This is a genomic window from Roseicella aerolata, from assembly GCF_020523605.1.
GTDB lineage: Bacteria > Pseudomonadota > Alphaproteobacteria > Acetobacterales > Acetobacteraceae > Paracraurococcus > Paracraurococcus aerolatus.
In genome coordinates this window covers 1-16,961 of record NZ_JAJAQI010000011.1, presented here as the reverse complement: position 1 = coordinate 16,961, position 16,961 = coordinate 1, and the positions used below count along the sequence as shown (strand labels likewise).

The 16,961-nt window shown below is 73.0% G+C and carries 15 protein-coding genes; 3 read left to right on the top strand and 12 right to left on the bottom strand.

Annotated elements, in window-relative coordinates; all coding sequences use genetic code 11:
- Window positions 1-6 precede the first annotated feature (6 nt).
- Entirely contained in the window at window positions 7-1,254 is a 1,248-nt protein-coding gene (locus LHA35_RS09085) for a molybdopterin molybdotransferase MoeA (protein ID WP_226607306.1), read from the top strand.
- A gap of 249 nt (window positions 1,255-1,503) precedes the next feature.
- Here the strand turns inward: LHA35_RS09085 and LHA35_RS09080 are convergent, their stop codons facing one another.
- The 5 genes from LHA35_RS09080 to gpmI form a co-directional block, all read right to left on the bottom strand.
- Window positions 1,504-1,986, bottom strand: coding sequence for an RNA pyrophosphohydrolase (locus tag LHA35_RS09080; protein WP_226607303.1), 483 nt, complete (start codon window positions 1,984-1,986; stop codon window positions 1,504-1,506).
- A 47-nt stretch (window positions 1,987-2,033) separates the two neighbouring features.
- The gene (locus LHA35_RS09075; RefSeq protein ID WP_226607300.1) at window positions 2,034-3,176 is read right to left on the bottom strand and encodes a divergent polysaccharide deacetylase family protein; all 1,143 of its coding nucleotides are present in this window, start codon (window positions 3,174-3,176) and stop codon (window positions 2,034-2,036) included.
- Between the two features lie 135 nt (window positions 3,177-3,311).
- Window positions 3,312-4,697, bottom strand: a complete 1,386-nt coding sequence (locus LHA35_RS09070; RefSeq protein ID WP_226607297.1) for a S41 family peptidase — start codon at window positions 4,695-4,697, stop codon at window positions 3,312-3,314.
- A 75-nt stretch (window positions 4,698-4,772) separates the two neighbouring features.
- Complete coding sequence (locus tag LHA35_RS09065; RefSeq protein ID WP_226607293.1) at window positions 4,773-5,984, bottom strand: murein hydrolase activator EnvC family protein; 1,212 nt, start codon at window positions 5,982-5,984, stop codon at window positions 4,773-4,775.
- A 184-nt stretch (window positions 5,985-6,168) separates the two neighbouring features.
- The gene (gene gpmI, locus LHA35_RS09060; protein ID WP_226607292.1) at window positions 6,169-7,695 is read right to left on the bottom strand and encodes a 2,3-bisphosphoglycerate-independent phosphoglycerate mutase; all 1,527 of its coding nucleotides are present in this window, start codon (window positions 7,693-7,695) and stop codon (window positions 6,169-6,171) included.
- Window positions 7,696-7,833: 138 nt separating this feature from the next.
- Between gpmI and LHA35_RS09055 the strand changes: the two genes are divergently transcribed.
- The gene (locus tag LHA35_RS09055) at window positions 7,834-8,349 is read left to right on the top strand and encodes a pyridoxamine 5'-phosphate oxidase family protein (protein WP_226607289.1); all 516 of its coding nucleotides are present in this window, start codon (window positions 7,834-7,836) and stop codon (window positions 8,347-8,349) included.
- A 43-nt stretch (window positions 8,350-8,392) separates the two neighbouring features.
- Here LHA35_RS09055 and LHA35_RS09050 read toward each other — a convergent pair whose 3' ends face one another.
- From LHA35_RS09050 to LHA35_RS09030, 5 genes are all read right to left on the bottom strand, one after another.
- Window positions 8,393-9,271: a 3-hydroxybutyryl-CoA dehydrogenase gene (locus LHA35_RS09050; RefSeq protein WP_226607285.1), complete on the bottom strand. Its 879-nt coding sequence runs from the start codon at window positions 9,269-9,271 to the stop codon at window positions 8,393-8,395.
- A 139-nt stretch (window positions 9,272-9,410) separates the two neighbouring features.
- The gene (locus LHA35_RS09045; protein ID WP_226607283.1) at window positions 9,411-10,340 is read right to left on the bottom strand and encodes an electron transfer flavoprotein subunit alpha/FixB family protein; all 930 of its coding nucleotides are present in this window, start codon (window positions 10,338-10,340) and stop codon (window positions 9,411-9,413) included.
- A 2-nt stretch (window positions 10,341-10,342) separates the two neighbouring features.
- A complete protein-coding gene (locus LHA35_RS09040) occupies window positions 10,343-11,092 on the bottom strand; it encodes an electron transfer flavoprotein subunit beta/FixA family protein (protein ID WP_226607279.1) in 750 nt (249 codons plus the stop codon).
- Between the two features lie 169 nt (window positions 11,093-11,261).
- On the bottom strand, window positions 11,262-11,456 hold the full coding sequence (locus LHA35_RS09035) for a twin transmembrane helix small protein (protein WP_226607276.1): 195 nt from the start codon (window positions 11,454-11,456) through the stop codon (window positions 11,262-11,264).
- 151 nt (window positions 11,457-11,607) lie between these two features.
- Window positions 11,608-12,801 (bottom strand): MFS transporter, encoded by a 1,194-nt coding sequence (locus tag LHA35_RS09030; RefSeq protein ID WP_226607273.1) that lies wholly within the window; start codon window positions 12,799-12,801, stop codon window positions 11,608-11,610.
- Window positions 12,802-12,943: 142 nt separating this feature from the next.
- Between LHA35_RS09030 and LHA35_RS09025 the strand changes: the two genes are divergently transcribed.
- Complete coding sequence (locus LHA35_RS09025; RefSeq protein ID WP_226607270.1) at window positions 12,944-15,346, top strand: mechanosensitive ion channel family protein; 2,403 nt, start codon at window positions 12,944-12,946, stop codon at window positions 15,344-15,346.
- A gap of 201 nt (window positions 15,347-15,547) precedes the next feature.
- Here the strand turns inward: LHA35_RS09025 and LHA35_RS09020 are convergent, their stop codons facing one another.
- Together LHA35_RS09020 and LHA35_RS09015 are read right to left on the bottom strand one after the other, a co-directional pair.
- The gene (locus tag LHA35_RS09020; protein ID WP_226607267.1) at window positions 15,548-15,976 is read right to left on the bottom strand and encodes a BLUF domain-containing protein; all 429 of its coding nucleotides are present in this window, start codon (window positions 15,974-15,976) and stop codon (window positions 15,548-15,550) included.
- Window positions 15,973-16,842 (bottom strand): putative bifunctional diguanylate cyclase/phosphodiesterase, encoded by an 870-nt coding sequence (locus LHA35_RS09015; RefSeq protein WP_226607264.1) that lies wholly within the window; start codon window positions 16,840-16,842, stop codon window positions 15,973-15,975. Before LHA35_RS09015 ends, LHA35_RS09020 begins: the two co-directional genes overlap by 4 nt.
- Window positions 16,843-16,961: the final 119 nt, after the last annotated feature.

The window sequence follows — 16,961 nt, the reverse complement described above, 5'->3', positions numbered from 1 at the left end:
GGCGGTTTGGCGCAGCTCTCGGATGACTGCTTCGCCTTCGGCGGTCCGCTGCTCTCGGTCGAAGCCGCCGAGGCGCTGATCGCCGAGCGCGTCCCGCCCGTGGCGGGCGAGGAACAGGTGGCGCTGGCCGCCGCGCTCGGCCGGGTGCTGGCGCGCGACCTGCGGGCGCCGCTGCCGCTGCCACCCTTCTTCAACAGCGCGGTGGATGGCTATGCCTTCCGCCACGCCGACCTGGCCGCCGAGGGCCCGACGCGGCTGCGGCTGGAAGGGCGGGTCGCGGCCGGCCAGGCGGCGCCCTCTCTGCCGTCGGGCGCCGCCGCCCGCATCTTCACCGGCGCCCCGATGCCGCCCGGCGCCGACACGGTGCTGATGCAGGAGGATGCGGGGCAGGAGCCGGGCGCGGTGCTGGTCCCGCCCGGCCTCAGGCCCGGCGCCAATGCCCGCCCGGCGGGGGAGGATGTGGCGCAGGGCGCCATCGCGCTGCCCGCCGGGCGGCGGCTGCGGGCGCCGGAGATCGGCCTTGCCGCCGCGCTCGGCTGCGCCGCGCTGCCGGTCGTGCCGCGCATCCGGGTCGGCGTCTTCTCGACCGGGGATGAGCTGGCCTCGCCCGGCAGCGCCCTCGGCTCGGCGCAGACCTATGACAGCAACCGCTTCACCCTGCTCGCCCTGCTGGCCCGGCTGCCGGTGGAGGCGATCGATCTCGGCATCCTGCCGGACCGGGCGGAGGCGAGCGCCGCGGCGCTGCGCGCGGCTGCCGGCAGCCACGACCTGCTGCTGACCTCGGGCGGCGTCAGCACCGGGGAGGAGGACCATGTCCGCGCCGCCATCGAGCAGGGCGGCAGGCTGGTCTTCTGGCGGCTGGCGGTGAAGCCCGGCCGCCCGGCGGCGATGGGAGTGGTGGGCGGCACGCCGGTGCTGGGCCTGCCCGGCAACCCGGTGGCGGCGGTGGTGACCTTCCTGCACCTGGCCCGGCCCCTGGTGCTGCGCCTGGCGGGGGCATTGCCGGAGCCGCTGCCGCGCTTCCCGGCACGGGCGGAGTTCCGCTACCGCAAGAAGGCCGGGCGGCGCGAATATGTGCGGGTGCGGCTGCAGCCGGGCGGGGAGATGCCGGTCGCCGAGAAATTCGAGCGGGAGGGGGCCGGGCTGCTGACCTCCCTCACCGAGAGCGACGCCTTCGCCGAACTGCCCGAGGATGTCACGGCCGTGGCGCCGGGGGATGCGGTGCGGGTGCTGCCCTTCGCGGCGCTGTTCTGAATGGAAACCGGCGCCGCCAGGAAGGCCGCGCCTGGCTTTCAGGCCCGGCGAGACGGTCCTGCCGGTGGCAGACCGGCGTCACGCCTGAGGTTGCGATGAAAGCGCCCGCAGATTCCTGCGGCGGAAATGGGCTTACCGACCGGCAGACGTCTCGATGTCTGCCGGTCGGTATCGCGCGCAGGGTTGGGTTGGCGGCTGCGCGCTGGGCAACGAGCCATGCCTGCCGGCATTCATGCTGGCCGGTATGGGCTACCGCGCCGCGAACCGCGCGAAATCCCGCGCCAGCACCTCATAGATCTCCCGCTTGAAGGCCACCGCCAGCTCCGGCAGCTCCGCCAGTCTCGCCCAGCGCCAGGCATCGAATTCCGGGTGCGGGTCCAGGTCCAGCCGGATGTCGCTGTCCTCGCCCAGGAAGCGCAGCGCGAACCAGCGCTGCTTCTGGCCCCGGTACTTCCCGCCCAGCGCCTTGCCGATCAGCCCGGGCGGCAGGTCGTAGGTCAGCCAGTCCGGATGCTCGGCGATGATCTCCGCCCTGGCGGTGCCGATCTCCTCCTCCAGCTCGCGGAAGATGGCGATGCGCGGATCCTCGCCGGCATCGATGCCGCCCTGCGGCAGTTGCCAGCCGCCGGCCGCGCCTTCGGCATTCGGCAGGTCGGCGCGGCGGGCGACGAGCACCAGCCCGTCCTTGTTGAACAGCAGGGCGCCGACGCAGAGGCGGTAGGGCAGGTCCATGGGTCAACTCCGAAGCGGCGCAGCCATACCGCGGCGCGCGCCCGCGGTCAGCGGCCCCGCGCCGGCTCCACCTCCGGCCGGCGGAGCATCGCCGTGACCGGCGCCAGCACCAGCCCGCGCGCCTCCACGCTGCCGGCCCAGGCCGCCACCCGGTCCACCAGCACCGGCGAGGCCTCCCCCGCATAGCCCAGCGCCGTGCCGTGCTCCCGCGCCAGGGCCTCCAGCGCCGCCAGCTTGCGCTCGATCTCGCTGCGGGTCGCCGGCTCATCCACCACCAGATCGACGCCGCGGCCCCAGGCCCGTTCCGGCCCGCGCACCGCGCCCGGGCGCGGATCGACATAGAGCAGGCCCCGGGCATAGAGCGTCGTCTGCAGCGCGCCCATGGCCTCGCCCAGCTGGGCGTAACGCTCCCCCCGCATGGGCCCGAGCGCGCCGATCGCCCCGGCATAGCCCGTGAAACGCGAGAGCGCCCAGAGCAGCCGGTCGTGATTCTCCGCAGGATTGAGGCCGGTCAGCAGCGCCCGGTCGCCCGGATTGTTCAGCGGGTAGCCGGTCGGCTCCAGCGGCAGCGCCAGCAGCACCTCCATCCCCTTGGCGCGGGCCTGGTCCAGCAACCGCTCGACCCGTGGGGCATAGGGGCTGAAGGCCAGGGTGACGGTGCCGGGCAGGCGGCGGATCGCCTCCTCCGTCACCGCGGCATTCATGCCCAGCCCCCCGATGACGAGGCCGATGCGCGGCCGCGGGTCCTGCCGGTCGAAGGGCCGGCCATAGGTGCGGATGGCGGTGCGGCCATCGGGCCCGATGCGCGGCAGGCGGCCATGCGGGCCATTCTCGATCAGCGCGGGATCGACGGCCGGGGTGGGCCGGCCGGGCTGGGCGCTGCGATAGGCGGCCTCCAGGATGGGGGAGGGCTCCGGCGCTGCAACCTGGGCGGGGCCGGCCTCCGCGCCCGCAGCAGATGGGGGGACGGCGCCCGTGGCCGGCGGGGCCGTGGCGGCCGGGGCCGCCGCCCCGGCCGGTGCGGGGGAGGCCGCGGGCGGCGCCTGCGCCGCCAGGGGGACAGGGGCCGGCAGGCCCGGCGGCGGACCAAGCCAGGCGAGCAGGCCGGCGCCACCGGCGAACAGGGCCATCACCAGGACCCAGAAGGCCCCGAGGCCGCGCCAGCCGGTGAGGTCGAGCCGTGGGAGCACGGTCGGTCTTCCTTCGCAGAGGGGGCGCGCCGCTCCTGCGGCACGGCACCACTCTACCCGCTTATCGCCTAAGCGGAATCAAACCCGTGAGTGTTTCCACCCACGGATGATGCGCCTGTGGCTGCGCCGGCCCCTTCAGCGTGCCGCGCGGCGTCCCGGGGCCTGGGCCTGCACCGAGGCCAGGTTGCGCAGCAACTGCACCGCCTGCTGCAACTGGTGGTCGGTTTCCGGCTTGGTCGGGTCGAAGGCCGGGGCGCCTTCCGCCGGCAGCCGGACGATGCGCTCGGCGATGCCGCCCGGCAATTCCAGCTTCGGGATGGCGGCGCCGGCGGGCTGCTGCACCCCGCCCTCGTTGCGGAGGGCGCGGCGGAGGTCGGCCTCGCGCTCGCGCGGGATGCCGGCGGTCGCCTGCTCGCGCTGCGCCAGCACCTCGATATCCGGCTCGATGCCCGTCGCCTGGATGGAGCGGCCGGAGGGCGTGTAGTAGCGCGCCGTGGTCAGGCGGATGGCGCCGTTGCCGGGGATCGGCATCACGGTCTGCACGCTGCCCTTGCCGAAGGACTTCACGCCGAGGACGATGGCCCGGCGGTGGTCCTGAAGGGCGCCGGCCACGATCTCGGAGGCCGAGGCCGAGCCGCCATTGATCAGCACCACCAACGGCAGGCCCTGAGCGATGTCGCCCGCCTTGGCATTCCAGCGCTGGGCATCCTCCGACCGGCGGGCGCGGGTCGAGACGATCTCGCCCTGGTCGAGGAAATCGTCGGTGACCTGCACCGCCTGGTCCAGCAACCCGCCCGGGTTGTTCCGCAGGTCGAGCACCAGGCCCTTCATCCCGCCCGGCCCGGCCTGCTGCCGCAGGGTCTGCAGCGCCCGCCGCAGCCCGGCATCCGTCTGCTCGTTGAAGGAGGTCAGGCGGATATAGCCGACGTCGTTGCCTTCCATGCGGAAGCGCACGACCTGCGGCCGGATCACCTCCCGCGTCAGGGAGAGCTCGAGCGGCCGGTCCGCGCCCTCTCGCCGGATGGTGATCCTGATGGAGGTGCCGCGCTCCCCGCGCATCTGCTCCACCGCCTCCTGGAGGGAGAGGCCCTGGACGGAATTGCCGTTCAGATGGGTGATCAGGTCGCCGGCCTTCACGCCGGCGCGGAAGGCGGGCGTCTCGTCGATCGGGGAGATGACCTTGATGTAGCCGCCTTCCTGCGTGACCTCGATGCCGAGGCCGCCGAACTCGCCCCGCGTCTGCACCTGCATGTCGCGGTAGGAGCGCTGGTTCAGGTAGGAGCTGTGCGGGTCGAGGCCCGTCAGCATGCCGTTGATGGCGTTCTCGATCGCGTCGCGGTCATTGATCGGCTCGACATATTCGGCGCGGACCCGTTCGAAGACATCGCCGAACAGGTTGAGCAGCCGATAGGTATCGGCCCGGCCGCCATCCTGCGCCCAGGCTGCCACCATGGGACCGACCACGATCCCGGCCGCGAAGGCCCCTGCCACCGCCGCCACACTCCGAACCCTGCGCTTCATGCGGCCAACCTGCTTCCCTGCGTTGCGGCCCTCCGGGACCGCGTTCCAAATCACCTGGCGACGAATCTGGCCGCCTCATCCCCTGGCGGCAAACCAATTCCTGGGGTCCACCGGCCGTCCGCGGTGACGCAACTCCAGATACAGCGAGGCCCGGCCCCCCGCGGCGAGCGTCCCCACCGGCTCCCCGGCCAGCACGCGCTGCCCCGGGGCGGTATCCAGCCGGTCCAGGCCGGCCAGCACGAAATGGTAGCCGCCGCCGCAATCCACAATCAACAACAGCCCGTAGCTGCGAAAGGGCGAGCCGAAGACGACCCGTCCGGCGCAGGGGCTGACCACGCGGGCGCCGGGCAGCGCCGAGAGGGTCATCCCGCGGGCCGGCCCGCCTTCCCCCGAGGCGCCGAATTCGCGCGTCACCTGGCCGGCGACCGGCATGGGACGGCCCCCGCCACGGGGGGAGGGCTCGTCCGGCTCGGCGGCGGGCGGCCGGGCGACCGCCTCCTGCCTCCGGGGCCGGGCGGCCTCGCGCGCGCGGGCGGCGGCCTCGGCCGCCTCGGCGGCTCGCGCCTCCGCCGCCTCGCGCCGCTGCCGCTCCGCCTCCCGCCGCGCCTCCTCCCGCCGCAGCCGGGCGAGGGCGCCTTCCAGGCTGCTCGCGCGGGCGGCGGCCTCCTCGGCCCGGCGCGCCGCCTCCGCCTCGGCATCGCGGGCGCCGGCGCGGCGGCGGCGGGCCTCGGCCAGATCCTCCTCCAGCGCCTCGGCCGCGGCGCGGGACTGGGCCTGGGCCGTGCGCAGCTCGGCGGCCTCGGCCTCGGCGGCAACTGCGCGGCGGGCGGCCTCGGCCCCGGTCGCCCGCAGCGTGGCGGCCTCGGCCGCCATCTCCCGCGAGAGGCCCTGCAGCACCAGCAGGCCGCGCAGCGCATCCTCGGGCGGGCCGGGGGTGGCCAGCAGGGATTCCGCCGGCCAGAGGGCAAGGCGGAGCATCACCGGGAGGGCATGGCTGAGGGCAGCCGCGCGCTCCTGCAACTGGGCTTCGGCCGTGGCGGTGGCGGTTTCCGCGGCGCGGAGGCGCTCCTCGGCCTCGGTCAGGCGCCGCTCGGCGGCCTGGGCGCGGCGGGCGGACTCGACCCGGCGCTCGGCCAGTATTCGCTCCTCGGCCGCGGCGGCCTGGGCGGCCTGGGCGGCGGCCTCGGCGGCCTCGCGCTGGGCGGCGGCGGCGCGCTGGGCGTCCTGGACGGCCTGGGGGGTGGGCGACTGGGCAAGGGCGGAGAAGGCCAGGAGAGCCGCCAGCAAGGGGGGCGCTGCCCCTGGAAGGCGCCAGCGCCTTCGCTGGGGCGCCGCACCCTCCCGCCCGCGGGGCAGGCGTCCCCCTGGTCCCGGCCCGAAACCCGCAGTTGACCCTGCCGGCTCAGACCGGTCCAGGCCGGGTTCCGGCCTGGCGGGGGGAGTTCGAGAGGGGCAGCGCCCTCCTCGGGCTCTATTCCACAAGCGGCCTGCCTGTCATGGCCGCCGGCTGCGGCAGCCCCATCAGTCGGAGCAGCGTCGGCGCCACATCGGCCAGCCTGCCGTCATGCAGCCTCGCGCCCTGCGGCCCGCCCGTCAGCAGGACCGGCACCGGGTTGGTGGTGTGCGCCGTGTGCGGCCCGCCCGTCTCGGGGTCCCGCATCATCTCGCAATTGCCGTGATCGGCCGTGACCAGCAGGGCGCCGCCCTGGGCCTGCATCGCCGCGGCGATGCGGCCGAGCCCGGCATCCACCGTCTCCACCGCCCTGATCGCGGCCGCCAGGCTGCCGGTATGACCGACCATGTCGGGATTGGCGAAATTTAGCACGATCAGATCATACTTGCCGGTGTTGATCGCCTCCACCGCCTTCTCGGTCAGTTCCGGCGCCGACATCTCCGGCTGCAGGTCATAGGTTGCGACCTTGGGGGAGGGGACCATGATGCGGTCCTCGCCCGCATAGGGCCGCTCCTCGCCGCCATTCAGGAAGTAGGTGACATGCGGGTATTTCTCGGTCTCCGCCATGCGGAGCTGGGTGCGGCCGGCGCGCGCCACCACCTCCCCCAGGATGTCCGCCATGGACTGCGGCAGGAAAAGCGTGCCGAGGAAGGGATTCAGCGCCGTCGAGTATTCCGTCATGCCGGCGGCCGCGGCGAAGCGGATGGTCCGCTTGCGCGCGAAGCCGGTGAAGGCAGGATCGAGCAGGGCGCCCAGGATCTCCCGCACCCGATCGGCGCGGAAGTTGAAGCAGAGCATGCCGTCGCCGTCCTGCATGCCCCTGTAATCGCCGATGGCAGTGGCGGGGACGAACTCGTCCGTCACATCCTTCGCATGCGCCGCCTCCACCGCCGCGACCGGGTCGGCGGCGCGGGCGCCCTTGGCCGAGACCATGACGTCATAGGCCTGGCTCACCCGCTCCCAGCGGTTGTCGCGGTCCATGGCGTAGTAGCGGCCGGTGACCGTCGCGACCCGGACGCCCGGCAGGCCCGCGATATCGGCCAGCAGCGTGCGCAGATAGTCCGGCGCGGCGCGCGGCGGGGTGTCGCGGCCATCGGTGAAGGCATGGATCGCGACCGGCACGCCGGCGGCCGAGAGCACCTTGGCCAGCGCCGCCGCATGCTTCTGGTGGCTGTGCACCCCGCCCGGGGAGAGCAGGCCCATCAGGTGGCAGGTCCCGCCCGAGGCCTTGAGCCGGGTGATCAGCTCCGTCAGCGCCGGCAGCGAGGCGATCGAGCCGTCCGCCACGGCGGCGTCGATCCGCGGCAGGTCCTGCATGACGACGCGGCCGGCGCCGAGATTGAGGTGACCGACCTCGGAATTGCCCATCTGCCCGCCCGGCAGACCGACATCCTGGCCGGCGGTGTGCAGGAAGGCGCGCGGCCCGGCCTCCCACAAGGCGTCGAAATTCGGGGTGCGGGCCTGGCGCACGGCATTGTCCGCCGGGTCCTCGCGCCAGCCCCAGCCGTCCAGGATGACGAGCATGACGGGGCGCGGCTGCGGCATGGGGATATCTCCTCGGCTGGCCCGGCCTTACCGCCGGTCCCCGCGCGGGGCAAGCACTGGCCGGAACCGCCCCGCCGCCCGGCCGTTGCCCCCGCGATGCCTTTTCCTGGAAAGGCCCAAGGACAGGAGAGCGAGAGGATGGTGGAGACCCGCAGCGACGCCGAGGCCAAGCGCAAGGTCTGGGAGATGATCAAGGATATCGGCACCACCATGATGGTGACGATGGACGAGCAGGGGCGCTTCCGCGGCCGGCCCATGCGCGCCTCCCAGAAGGAGTTCGATGGCGTGCTGTGGTTCTTCACCGAAGGCCACAGCCCGAAGACCGGCGAGGTCTCGCAGGACGAGCGCTGCCTGCTGGCCTATTCGGACCCGAGCAGCCAGAACTACGTCTCCATCTACGGCACGGCGGAGCTGGTGCGCGACGTGGCGCAGCAGAAGAAGCTGTGGTCCGAGCCGCTGCGCACCTGGTTCCCGGGCGGGGCGGAAGACCCGAAGGTCGCGCTGCTGAAAGTGACCTGCGAGGGCGCGGAGTACTGGGACAGCCCGTCCAGCACCCTGGTGCATGCCTATGGCTACCTGAAGGCGGTGACGACCGGCGAGCCGCCGCATCCGGGCGCGAACGACAAGGTGGATTTCTCCAAGCAGGCGGGCTGAGCCGCCATCCGGGGCGCCCGGTCGCCGGGCGCCCCGCGCCGCCTCAGCGCGTCGGCGTCGGCGGGTTGGTCGAGTAGTCGTAGAAGCCCTTGCCCGACTTCCGGCCGAGCCAGCCGGCCTCGACATATTTCGCCAGCAGCGGGCAGGGCCGGTATTTCGGGTCGCCCAGCCCCTCATGCAGCACCTTCAGCACGGAATGGAGGGTGTCGAGCCCGACGAAGTCGGAGAGCTCGAGCGGCCCCATCGGGTGGTTGGCGCCGAGCTTCATGCCCGCATCGATGGCGCGGACATCGCCCACGCCCTCCATCAGGGCGAAGATCGCCTCGTTCAGCATCGGGCAGAGGATGCGGTTGACGACGAAGGCCGGGTAGTCGGCCGCCGCCACCACCGTCTTGCCCATCGTCTCGGCCAGCGCCGTGACGGTCGCGACCGTCTCCTCCTCGGTCGCCAGGCCGCGGATCACCTCGACCAGCTTCATCATCGGCACGGGGTTGAAGAAATGCATGCCGACGAACTTGCCCGGCCGGTCGGTGGCGGCGCCGAGGCGGGTGATGGGGATGGAGGATGTATTGCTGGCGATCAGCGCCTCGGGCCCCAACTGCGGGCAGAGACTCGCAAAGATCTTCTTCTTGATTTCCTCGTTCTCGGTCGCCGCCTCGATCACCAGGTCGCAATCGGCGAAGAGCTTGTAATTGGTGCCGGCGGTGATCCGCTCCAGCGCCTGCTCCTTCGCCCCGGCCGGGATCGTGCCCTTGCTGGCCTGCCGGTCCAGGTTCTTCGCGATGGTGGACAGCGCCTTGTCGAGCGCCGGCTGGTGGATGTCCACCAGCACCACCGGCACGCCCGAGAGCGCCGCCACATGCGCGATGCCGTTGCCCATCAGGCCGGCGCCGATGACGCCGAGTTTCTGAACCTTGGCCATGATGTCTTCCCCACCTTGCCTGTCTTGCATCGCCGGCGCCGCTTCCGGAGGGGCCGGCCGTTCCGCTTCGGGGCCGCGGACAAGAAAAAGGCCGCCGGACGCTGGCTGGCGTCGGCGGCCTCCTCTCCCCGGGCGAGCCCTACTTCTTGGCCAGCTCGGCCTCGAATTCCGGCATCACCTTGAACAGGTCGCCGACCAGGCCGTAATCGGCCACCTGGAAGATCGGCGCTTCCTCATCCTTGTTGATGGCGACGATGACCTTGCTGTCCTTCATGCCGGCCAGGTGCTGGATGGCGCCCGAGATGCCGACCGCGATGTAGAGGTCCGGCGCCACGATCTTGCCGGTCTGGCCGACCTGGTGGTCGTTCGGCGCGTAGCCGGCATCGACCGCGGCGCGGGAGGCGCCGACCGCGGCGCCCAGCTTGTCCGCCACGCTCTCGATGATGTGGAAATTCTCGGCCGAGCCCATGGCGCGGCCGCCCGAGACGACGATGCGGGCCGCGGTCAGCTCCGGCCGCTCGGACTTCACGATCTCGGCACCCAGGAAGGTCGCGAGGCCCGGATCCTCCGCCGCCGGCGCGGCCTCGACGGCGGCGCTGCCGCCTTCGGCGGGCACAGGGTCGAAGCTCGCGGCGCGGACGGTGATGACCTTCTTCGCATCGGCCGACTTCACGGTGGCCAGCGCGTTGCCGGCATAGATCGGCCGGACGAAGGTATCGGCATCCACCACGCCGGCGATGTCCGAGATCACCTGCACGTCGAGCAGCGCGGCGGCGCGCGGCATCACGTTCTTGCCGGCGGCCGAGGCCGGGGCCAGCAGGTGGGAGTAGCCGGGCGCGAGGGCGACCAGCAGCGCCGCGATCGGCTCCGCCAGCCCGTTCGCGTACTGCGCCGCGTCGGAATGCAGCACCTTGGCAACGCCCGGCAGCTTCGCCGCCGACTGCGCCGCCTCGGCCGCGCCGAGGACCAGCGCATGCACCTCACCCAGCGTCTGCGCCGCCGCCACCGTGCTGCGCGTGGGCTGCGTCACGGCCGACCCGTCGTGGTCGACCAGAACCAGGACCGCCATGATCAGATCACCTTCGCTTCGTTGCGCAGCTTCTCGACCAGCTCCTGCACCGAGCCGACCTTCTTGCCGGCCTGGCGCTTCGGCGGCTCCTCCACCTTCACCACCGTCAGGCGCGGGGAGACATCGACGCCGAGATCGGCCGGCTTCAGCGTCTCGATCGGCTTCTTGCGCGCCTTCATGATGTTGGGCAGGGAGGCGTAGCGCGGCTCGTTCAGCCGCAGGTCGGTGGTCACGATCGCCGGCAGCTTGAGCTGCAGCATCTCGAGCCCGCCATCCACCTCGCGGGTGATCTTGAGCCCGCCATCGGCCGGCTCGACCTTCGAAATATAGGTGCCCTGCGGCCAGCCGAGCAGCGCCGCCAGCATCTGGCCGGTGGCGTTCATGTCGTCGTCGATCGCCTGCTTGCCGAGGATGACGAGATCCGGGCTCTCCTTGGCGATCACGGCCTTGAGCAGCTTGGCCACCGCCAGCGGCTCCAGCACGCCGTCATGCTCGATCAGGATGCCGCGGTCCGCGCCCATGGCGAGGGCGGTACGGATCTGCTCCTGGCAGGCCGAGGGGCCGGCCGAGATCGCGATGATCTCGGTCGCCACGCCCTTCTCCTTCAGGCGCACGGCTTCCTCGACCGCGATCTCGTCGAAGGGATTCATCGACATCTTGACGTTCGCGGTCTCGACGCCCGTGCCGTCCGCCTTCACGCGGACCTTCACGTTGTAGTCCACCACCCGCTTGACGGGGACGAGGAGCTTCATCGCCTCTGCCGTTTCCTAGCTTTGTTGCTGTGCCCCGCGGCCCGCCGGGCGGCCGTGGGTTGGTCTCCGGCGCTCGGGCGGCAGCCGCACCCGGAGGGCGGTGGCCCGCCCCGCGCAAACCCGGCGGCAAAATAAGGCGGGGCGGCGCAGCCTGTCAAAACGGCGGCCCTCAGTGCCGGGTGAGCAGGAGGAGGAGCATGAAGAGCACCAGTGTCACCCCCTGCAGGATCACCCGCCAGCGCATCAGCGTGTTGGAGCGCCCCGCGTTCCCCTCGGACCGCGTCAGGCCCAGCATGCCGGCCAGCATGACCCCGAGGGTGGCCAGCATCGCGACGCCGACGAGGATGGTGAGAAATGTCGTCATGGGGTCCATCTAGAAGGCTCGGGGAAAACCGCAATGCGGGGCGGCGGCGCCTACAGCGGATTGCGTTCATATCTGAACGCAATCCGCTGTAGGTCTTTGTTTTTCGAGCAGATTCACGCTCCCGGGCGTTCACGTCCGTCCGCGATCCGCTCTAGTCCCGCATGGCGCGGAGCACCAGGAAGGCCAGCGCCGCCGCCGCGACGCAGAGACCGAACGCCGCGGCATAGCCGCCGGTCGCCTGGATGGTCAGCGACATGGCGCTCGGCGCCACCAGCAGCGTCAGCCCCATGGCGAAGCCCATGGCGGAGGTGGCGCCACCCACCCGGCCGCGCGGCGCCACCCGGGCGATCTCGGCCAGCAGCAGCCCGGTCCAGCCCACCGCCGTCGCCCCCATGGCAAGGCCGAGCCCGATCACCGCCACCGCCGGCCAGCCCGGCCCGCCCAGTGCGAGGCCGAGGGCCGCGAGGCCGGCGCCGGCCGAGAGCAGGCACAGCACCGGCCGCGCCCCGAAGCGGTCCGCCGCCAGCGCCCAGAGGATGCGCCCGGCGATGCCCGCCACCTGGCCGAGGGCGAGGCGCGCCCCGGCCTCCACCAGCGGCGTCCGGAGCGTCTCGACCTGCCAGACCACGAAGAAGGTGAAGAAGGCGAATTGCCCGATGCCGAGGCAGCAGGCGGTGATGGTCAGCGCCCGCAGGCGGCGCTCGGTCCGCAGCAGGGCGAGGCTCGCCAGCGCCTCCCGCCAGGGGCTCTCGGCCGTGGCGCCGGGGTCGCGGTCGGCATCCAGCGTGGCGCGCAGCGGCTGCAGGGCGAGCGCCAGCAGCAGGGCGAAGCCGGCGATGGTCAGCACCCCCGCCCGCCAGCCGAAGGCGCTGCCGACCAGCGGGGCGACGGCCGCCACCAGCATGGCCCCGGCCGGCACGCCGGTCTGCTTCAGGCTGAAGATCAGGCTGCGGATGCGGTCCGGGGTGCGCGCCGCCAGCACATGGCTGCCGGCCGGGGTCAGCGGCCCGTGCCCGATGCCGGCCACCACGGCCGAGGCGATGAGCGCCAGCGGGTGCCCCAGCACCGCCAGCGCGATGCCGATCCCGATCACCACCAGGCAGCCCTGGGAGACCCGGATGCCGCCATGGCGTCGCAGCAGCCCCTGGGCGAAGGGGCCGGAGAGCAGCGCCCCGCCATAGGCGAGGGAGGTGTTGAAGCCGGCGAGGCTCGCCGGGATGCCGAGCTCCGCCGCGATCGGCGGCGCCAGCACGGGCAGGGTCAGGAAGGCGCCCATCCCGGCCAGGTGCGTCCCCAGCAGGGCGAGCATCACCAGCCAGATCGAGGGGCCACGGGTCTCGGGCATGCCGGGGTATGCTGGCGCCATCCCGGCATGGCGTCCACCCGGGCTGCTCGCGGCAAGGTGAGATCTTGCGGAAGCGTGACGGACCATGGCGGCGAGAGTCCGTGCTTGACCCGGCGGGGGTCATGGGCTTGCTCCCCGCCACATGAGACTTCTTCGAATTCTGCTCCTGGGCCTGGCCCTGCTGCCGGGGCTGGCGGGTGGCGGCGCGCTCGCGCAGCCGGCCGGACTGACCCCGGCGGATCTCGACCGCGCGGCGGCGCTGCTGCGGGACGAGGCGCGGCGGGCCGAGCTGCTCCGTACGCTGGAGGCGCTGGCGGCCGCCGGCCGGGCGGCCGCCCCGGGCGCTGCCCCGGCGGCGGCGGCTCCCGCCCCGTCCCGGGCCCCCGGGCCGGCCGCCCCCACCCCGACCAACGCCCCGGCCGCCGAGGGGGCCGAGGCGACGCCGCCGCCGGCGCCCGCCCCGGCCGCGTCCGCACCCGCCCCGGCGCCCGCCCCGGCGCCGGCCGAGCCGGCCCCGGCGGCCGAGCCGCTGATCGCCCCCAATACCGTCGGGGCGCAGCTCCTCGCCGGCCTCTCGGGCCGCATCGGCAGCCTGTCCGACTCGGTGCTGACCGCCATCCGCTCCATGGCCGACCTGCCGGCGCTCTGGGCGGCCGCGACCGGGATGCTGCGGGATCCCGTCTCCCAGACCCGGCTGATGGATGCCGCCTGGAAGCTGCTGGTGCTGCTCGGCCTCGGCCTCCTGGTGGAGTGGCTGGTGGTGCGCGCCGTCACCCCGGCCCGGCGCTGGCTGGATGCGGCGGCGCCGCCGGTGAACGGCACGCCCTGGACCTGGCTGAAGCGCGTGCCGCTGGTGGTCGGCCGGCTGCTGCTGGACCTGCTGCCGATCGCGGGCTTCGGCCTGGCGGTCTACGGGCTGTTCGGGCTGATGCAGCCGCTGCCGACCACCCGGCTGGTCGGGCTGATGATGGCGCATACCTACATGGGCGCGCGGGCGGCCTTCGCCGCGGCGCGCATGCTGCTCTCTCCCGCCTCCAACCACCTCCGGCTCATCCCCTGCTCGAGCGAGGCGGCGGCGGCCGGCATCCGCTGGCTGCGGCTGCTGCTGATGGTCGGCGTCAGCGGCTATGCCCTTGCGGAGGCGGGGCTGCTGCTCGGCCTGCCCTGGGCGGCCTATGACGCCATCCTGAACCTGACGCTGCTCCTCATCTCCCTGCTGCTGGCACGCGTCGTGCTGCAGCAGCGGGAGGCGGTGGCCGCCGTGCTGCGGGCCGACCCGTTGCCGGAGGGCGAGGAGGCGACGGGGACGCGGCTGCTGCTCCGGGGCGCGCGCGACCAGCTGGCCGATATCTGGCACGTCGTGGTCATCCTCTGGCTCGTCGCCTCCTGGGTGGTCTGGGCCCTGGCGCTGGAGAACGGCTTCCAGCGGCTGGCGACCGGCACGGTGCTGACCGTGCTGGTCGTCGGCCTGGCCAAGGCGCTGGATGAGGGGATCCTCTGGTCGCTCGACCGCCTGCTGAACCCGGGGCCGGAGATGGCGAGGCGCTTCCCCGGCCTCTCCGCCCGCGCGGCGCAATACGTGCCGGTGCTGAAGACCCTGGTCTCCATCCTGCTGGGCTTCGCCGCGCTGGTGCTGCTGCTGGAGATCTGGGGCTTCAACAGCCTGGACTGGTTCGACCAGGGCATGCTCGGGCGGCGGCTGGTCGATACGCTCGCCTCCATCGCCATGACGCTGGTGCTGGCGCTGGTGGTGTGGGAGGCGGCGAACACCGCCATCCAGAACCGGCTGACGCGCCTTTCGCGCGACAGCCAGGCGGCCCGCAGCGCGCGGGTGCGCACCCTGCTGCCGATGCTGCGGACCGTGCTGGGCGCCGTGATCCTGGTCTTCGTGGTGCTGAACTCGCTCTCCCAGCTCGGCCTCAATGTCGCGCCGCTGCTGGCCGGCGCGGGCGTCGTCGGCCTCGCCATCGGCTTCGGCTCCCAGAGCCTAGTGCGGGACGTGATCACCGGCATCTTCCTGCTGCTGGAGGATGCGGTCGCGGTCGGCGACGTGGTGCAGCTCGGCGGCCTCACGGGCGTGGTGGAGCATCTGTCCATCCGCTCCATCAAGCTGCGGGCGACCGATGGCAGCGTGCACATCGTGCCCTTCAGCGCGGTGACCACCGTGACCAACATGACCCGCGATTTCGCCTTCGCGGTGCTGGACGTGACGGTGGCCTATTCCGAGGACACCGACCGGGTGGTGCAGGCGCTGAAGGATATCGGCGCGGAGATCCGGGCCGAGGCCAAGTGGAAGCCGCTGATCCGCGACGACATCGATGTCTGGGGCATCGACAAGCTGGCGGATTCCGGCGTGATGATCCGGGCGCGGGTGAAGACCGAGCCGGCGGCCCGCTGGCCGGTGGCGCGGGAGTTCAACCGGCGGATCAAGCTCCACTTCGATGAGCTGGGCATCCGGATCCCGCGCCCGCAGCCCATGGTGATGGTGGAGCGCCCGCCGGAGCCGCGGCCACCCGATCCCGACCTGGCCCGGGCGGCGCAGTAGCCGCCGGGGCAGGCGAGGCCGGGAGGAGGCCGGCACGGGCGGCGGCGCTCTCGCCCGTCCTGGGCGGGCCGCATCCCGCCGCCCGTGCGGCGCGGGTGTTCAGGCCAGCAGCCAGGATCGGGCCCCCCCTCCCGCGCCGCGGACTGGCGTCACGCCTGGGCCTGCGGCGAAAGCGCCCGCAGAGTCCCGGGGCGGTCGGGTTCAACAGGCGGGCACGGCCGCCGCCGTGACCCGCCCGAGCGCACCATGCAGCAGGTCCAGCATCGCCGGGGAGGCGGTGCGCGGCGCCGCCTGCAGCGCCGCGAAGCGGATATCCGTCCGACGGCCGGCATAGGCCATCGACCAGCCGGCGAAGTCGCGCGCCGGGACCGGCCCGGCCTCCAGCACCACCGCCTCGGCATGCCGCGGATCGCACTGGATGCGCTCGAAGATCTGCTCCACCCCCTCCTGTGGGCCCTCCAGCGCCTGCACGAAGGCATCCGCGCTGAACAGCAGCGCGCCGGTCACCCCGCGGGCGGCGTTGTTCCGCCGGGAGACCTCCAGGATCCGCGGGATCTCCCCGGCCAGCGCGGCTTCCTCCAGCAGGCAGCGGCTCGCATAGACCAGCCGGAACAGGCCTCTCCCGCTCATGCCGCCTCGCCCAGGCCGTGATCCGCGCCGGCGCCGCCGAGCCGGCGGATGATCTCCGGCACCTCCCCGGCCGGCACCGGCCGGCCGAGCAGGTAGCCCTGCGCCTCGGTGCAGCCATCGGCGCGGACGCGCTCCAGCTGGGCCGGCGTCTCCACCCCCTCCGCCGTCGTCCGTATGCCGAGGCTGGTGCCGAGCGCCGCGACGGCCCGCACCACCGCGGCGTCATCGGCGAAGCTGCGGTCGATCTTCACCCGGTCGAACGGGAAGCTGCGGAGCTGCGAGAGGGAGGAATAGCCCGTGCCGAAATCATCGAGCGAGATGCGCAGGCCGAGCATCTTCAGCGCCTGGAGCTGCGCCATCGTGCCCCAGCCGCCATCCTCGAGCAGCGCGCTCTCAGTCACCTCCAACTCCAGCCGATCGCCGGGCAGGCCGGAGGCCGCAAGCGCCGCCTGCACGCTACCGACCAGCCGGCCATTCTGGAATTGCGGCGGCGACACATTGACCGCCACCCGGAGCGGCGCCGGCCAGCGCGCGGCTTCCGAGGTCGCCTCCCGCAGCACCCATTCGCCGATGGTGCCGATCAACCCGATCTCCTCGGCCAGCGGGATGAACTCGGCAGGTGGCACCAGCCCGAGGCCGGGCCGCTGCCAGCGCAGCAGCGCCTCGAACCCCGCCAGGGTCCGGGTGCCGAGATCGAGCTGCGGCTGGTAGTGGAGCGTGAACTCGCCGCGCGGCAGGGCGGCCCGCAGGCCGAGTTCGAGCGCGCGCCGCGCCTCCGCCCGGTCCTGCAATTCGGGGACGAAGAAATTGAACCGGCCCCGCCCCTCGCCCTTGGACTGGTAGAGGGCCAGATCGGCGCGCGTCATTAGACCTTTATTGCCCTGACTGTGCATAGCCGCAGTGTTGGAAGTAGGCGGCGCACTCGCTCGGACTGAAGCGGTCGAGGAGACTGCCGATGGTATCCCAGAGGGTGCCGACGGTCCTG

What these genes read in the sequence shown, in the direction of transcription:
- LHA35_RS09070 (WP_226607297.1), bottom strand. Translation starts at nt 4,697, where the DNA reads ATGAAGCGCAGGGTTCGGAGTGTGGCGGCGGTGGCAGGGGCCTTCGCG.
- gpmI (WP_226607292.1), bottom strand. Translation starts at nt 7,695, where the DNA reads ATGCCGCAGCCGCGCCCCGTCATGCTCGTCATCCTGGACGGCTGGGGC.
- LHA35_RS09035 (WP_226607276.1), bottom strand. Translation starts at nt 11,456, where the DNA reads ATGACGACATTTCTCACCATCCTCGTCGGCGTCGCGATGCTGGCCACC.
- LHA35_RS09055 (WP_226607289.1), top strand. Translation starts at nt 7,834, where the DNA reads ATGGTGGAGACCCGCAGCGACGCCGAGGCCAAGCGCAAGGTCTGGGAG.
- LHA35_RS09040 (WP_226607279.1), bottom strand. Translation starts at nt 11,092, where the DNA reads ATGAAGCTCCTCGTCCCCGTCAAGCGGGTGGTGGACTACAACGTGAAG.
- LHA35_RS09030 (WP_226607273.1), bottom strand. Translation starts at nt 12,801, where the DNA reads ATGCCCGAGACCCGTGGCCCCTCGATCTGGCTGGTGATGCTCGCCCTG.
- LHA35_RS09080 (WP_226607303.1), bottom strand. Translation starts at nt 1,986, where the DNA reads ATGGACCTGCCCTACCGCCTCTGCGTCGGCGCCCTGCTGTTCAACAAG.
- LHA35_RS09025 (WP_226607270.1), top strand. Translation starts at nt 12,944, where the DNA reads ATGAGACTTCTTCGAATTCTGCTCCTGGGCCTGGCCCTGCTGCCGGGG.
- LHA35_RS09050 (WP_226607285.1), bottom strand. Translation starts at nt 9,271, where the DNA reads ATGGCCAAGGTTCAGAAACTCGGCGTCATCGGCGCCGGCCTGATGGGC.
- LHA35_RS09020 (WP_226607267.1), bottom strand. Translation starts at nt 15,976, where the DNA reads ATGAGCGGGAGAGGCCTGTTCCGGCTGGTCTATGCGAGCCGCTGCCTG.
- LHA35_RS09045 (WP_226607283.1), bottom strand. Translation starts at nt 10,340, where the DNA reads ATGGCGGTCCTGGTTCTGGTCGACCACGACGGGTCGGCCGTGACGCAG.
- LHA35_RS09015 (WP_226607264.1), bottom strand. Translation starts at nt 16,842, where the DNA reads ATGACGCGCGCCGATCTGGCCCTCTACCAGTCCAAGGGCGAGGGGCGG.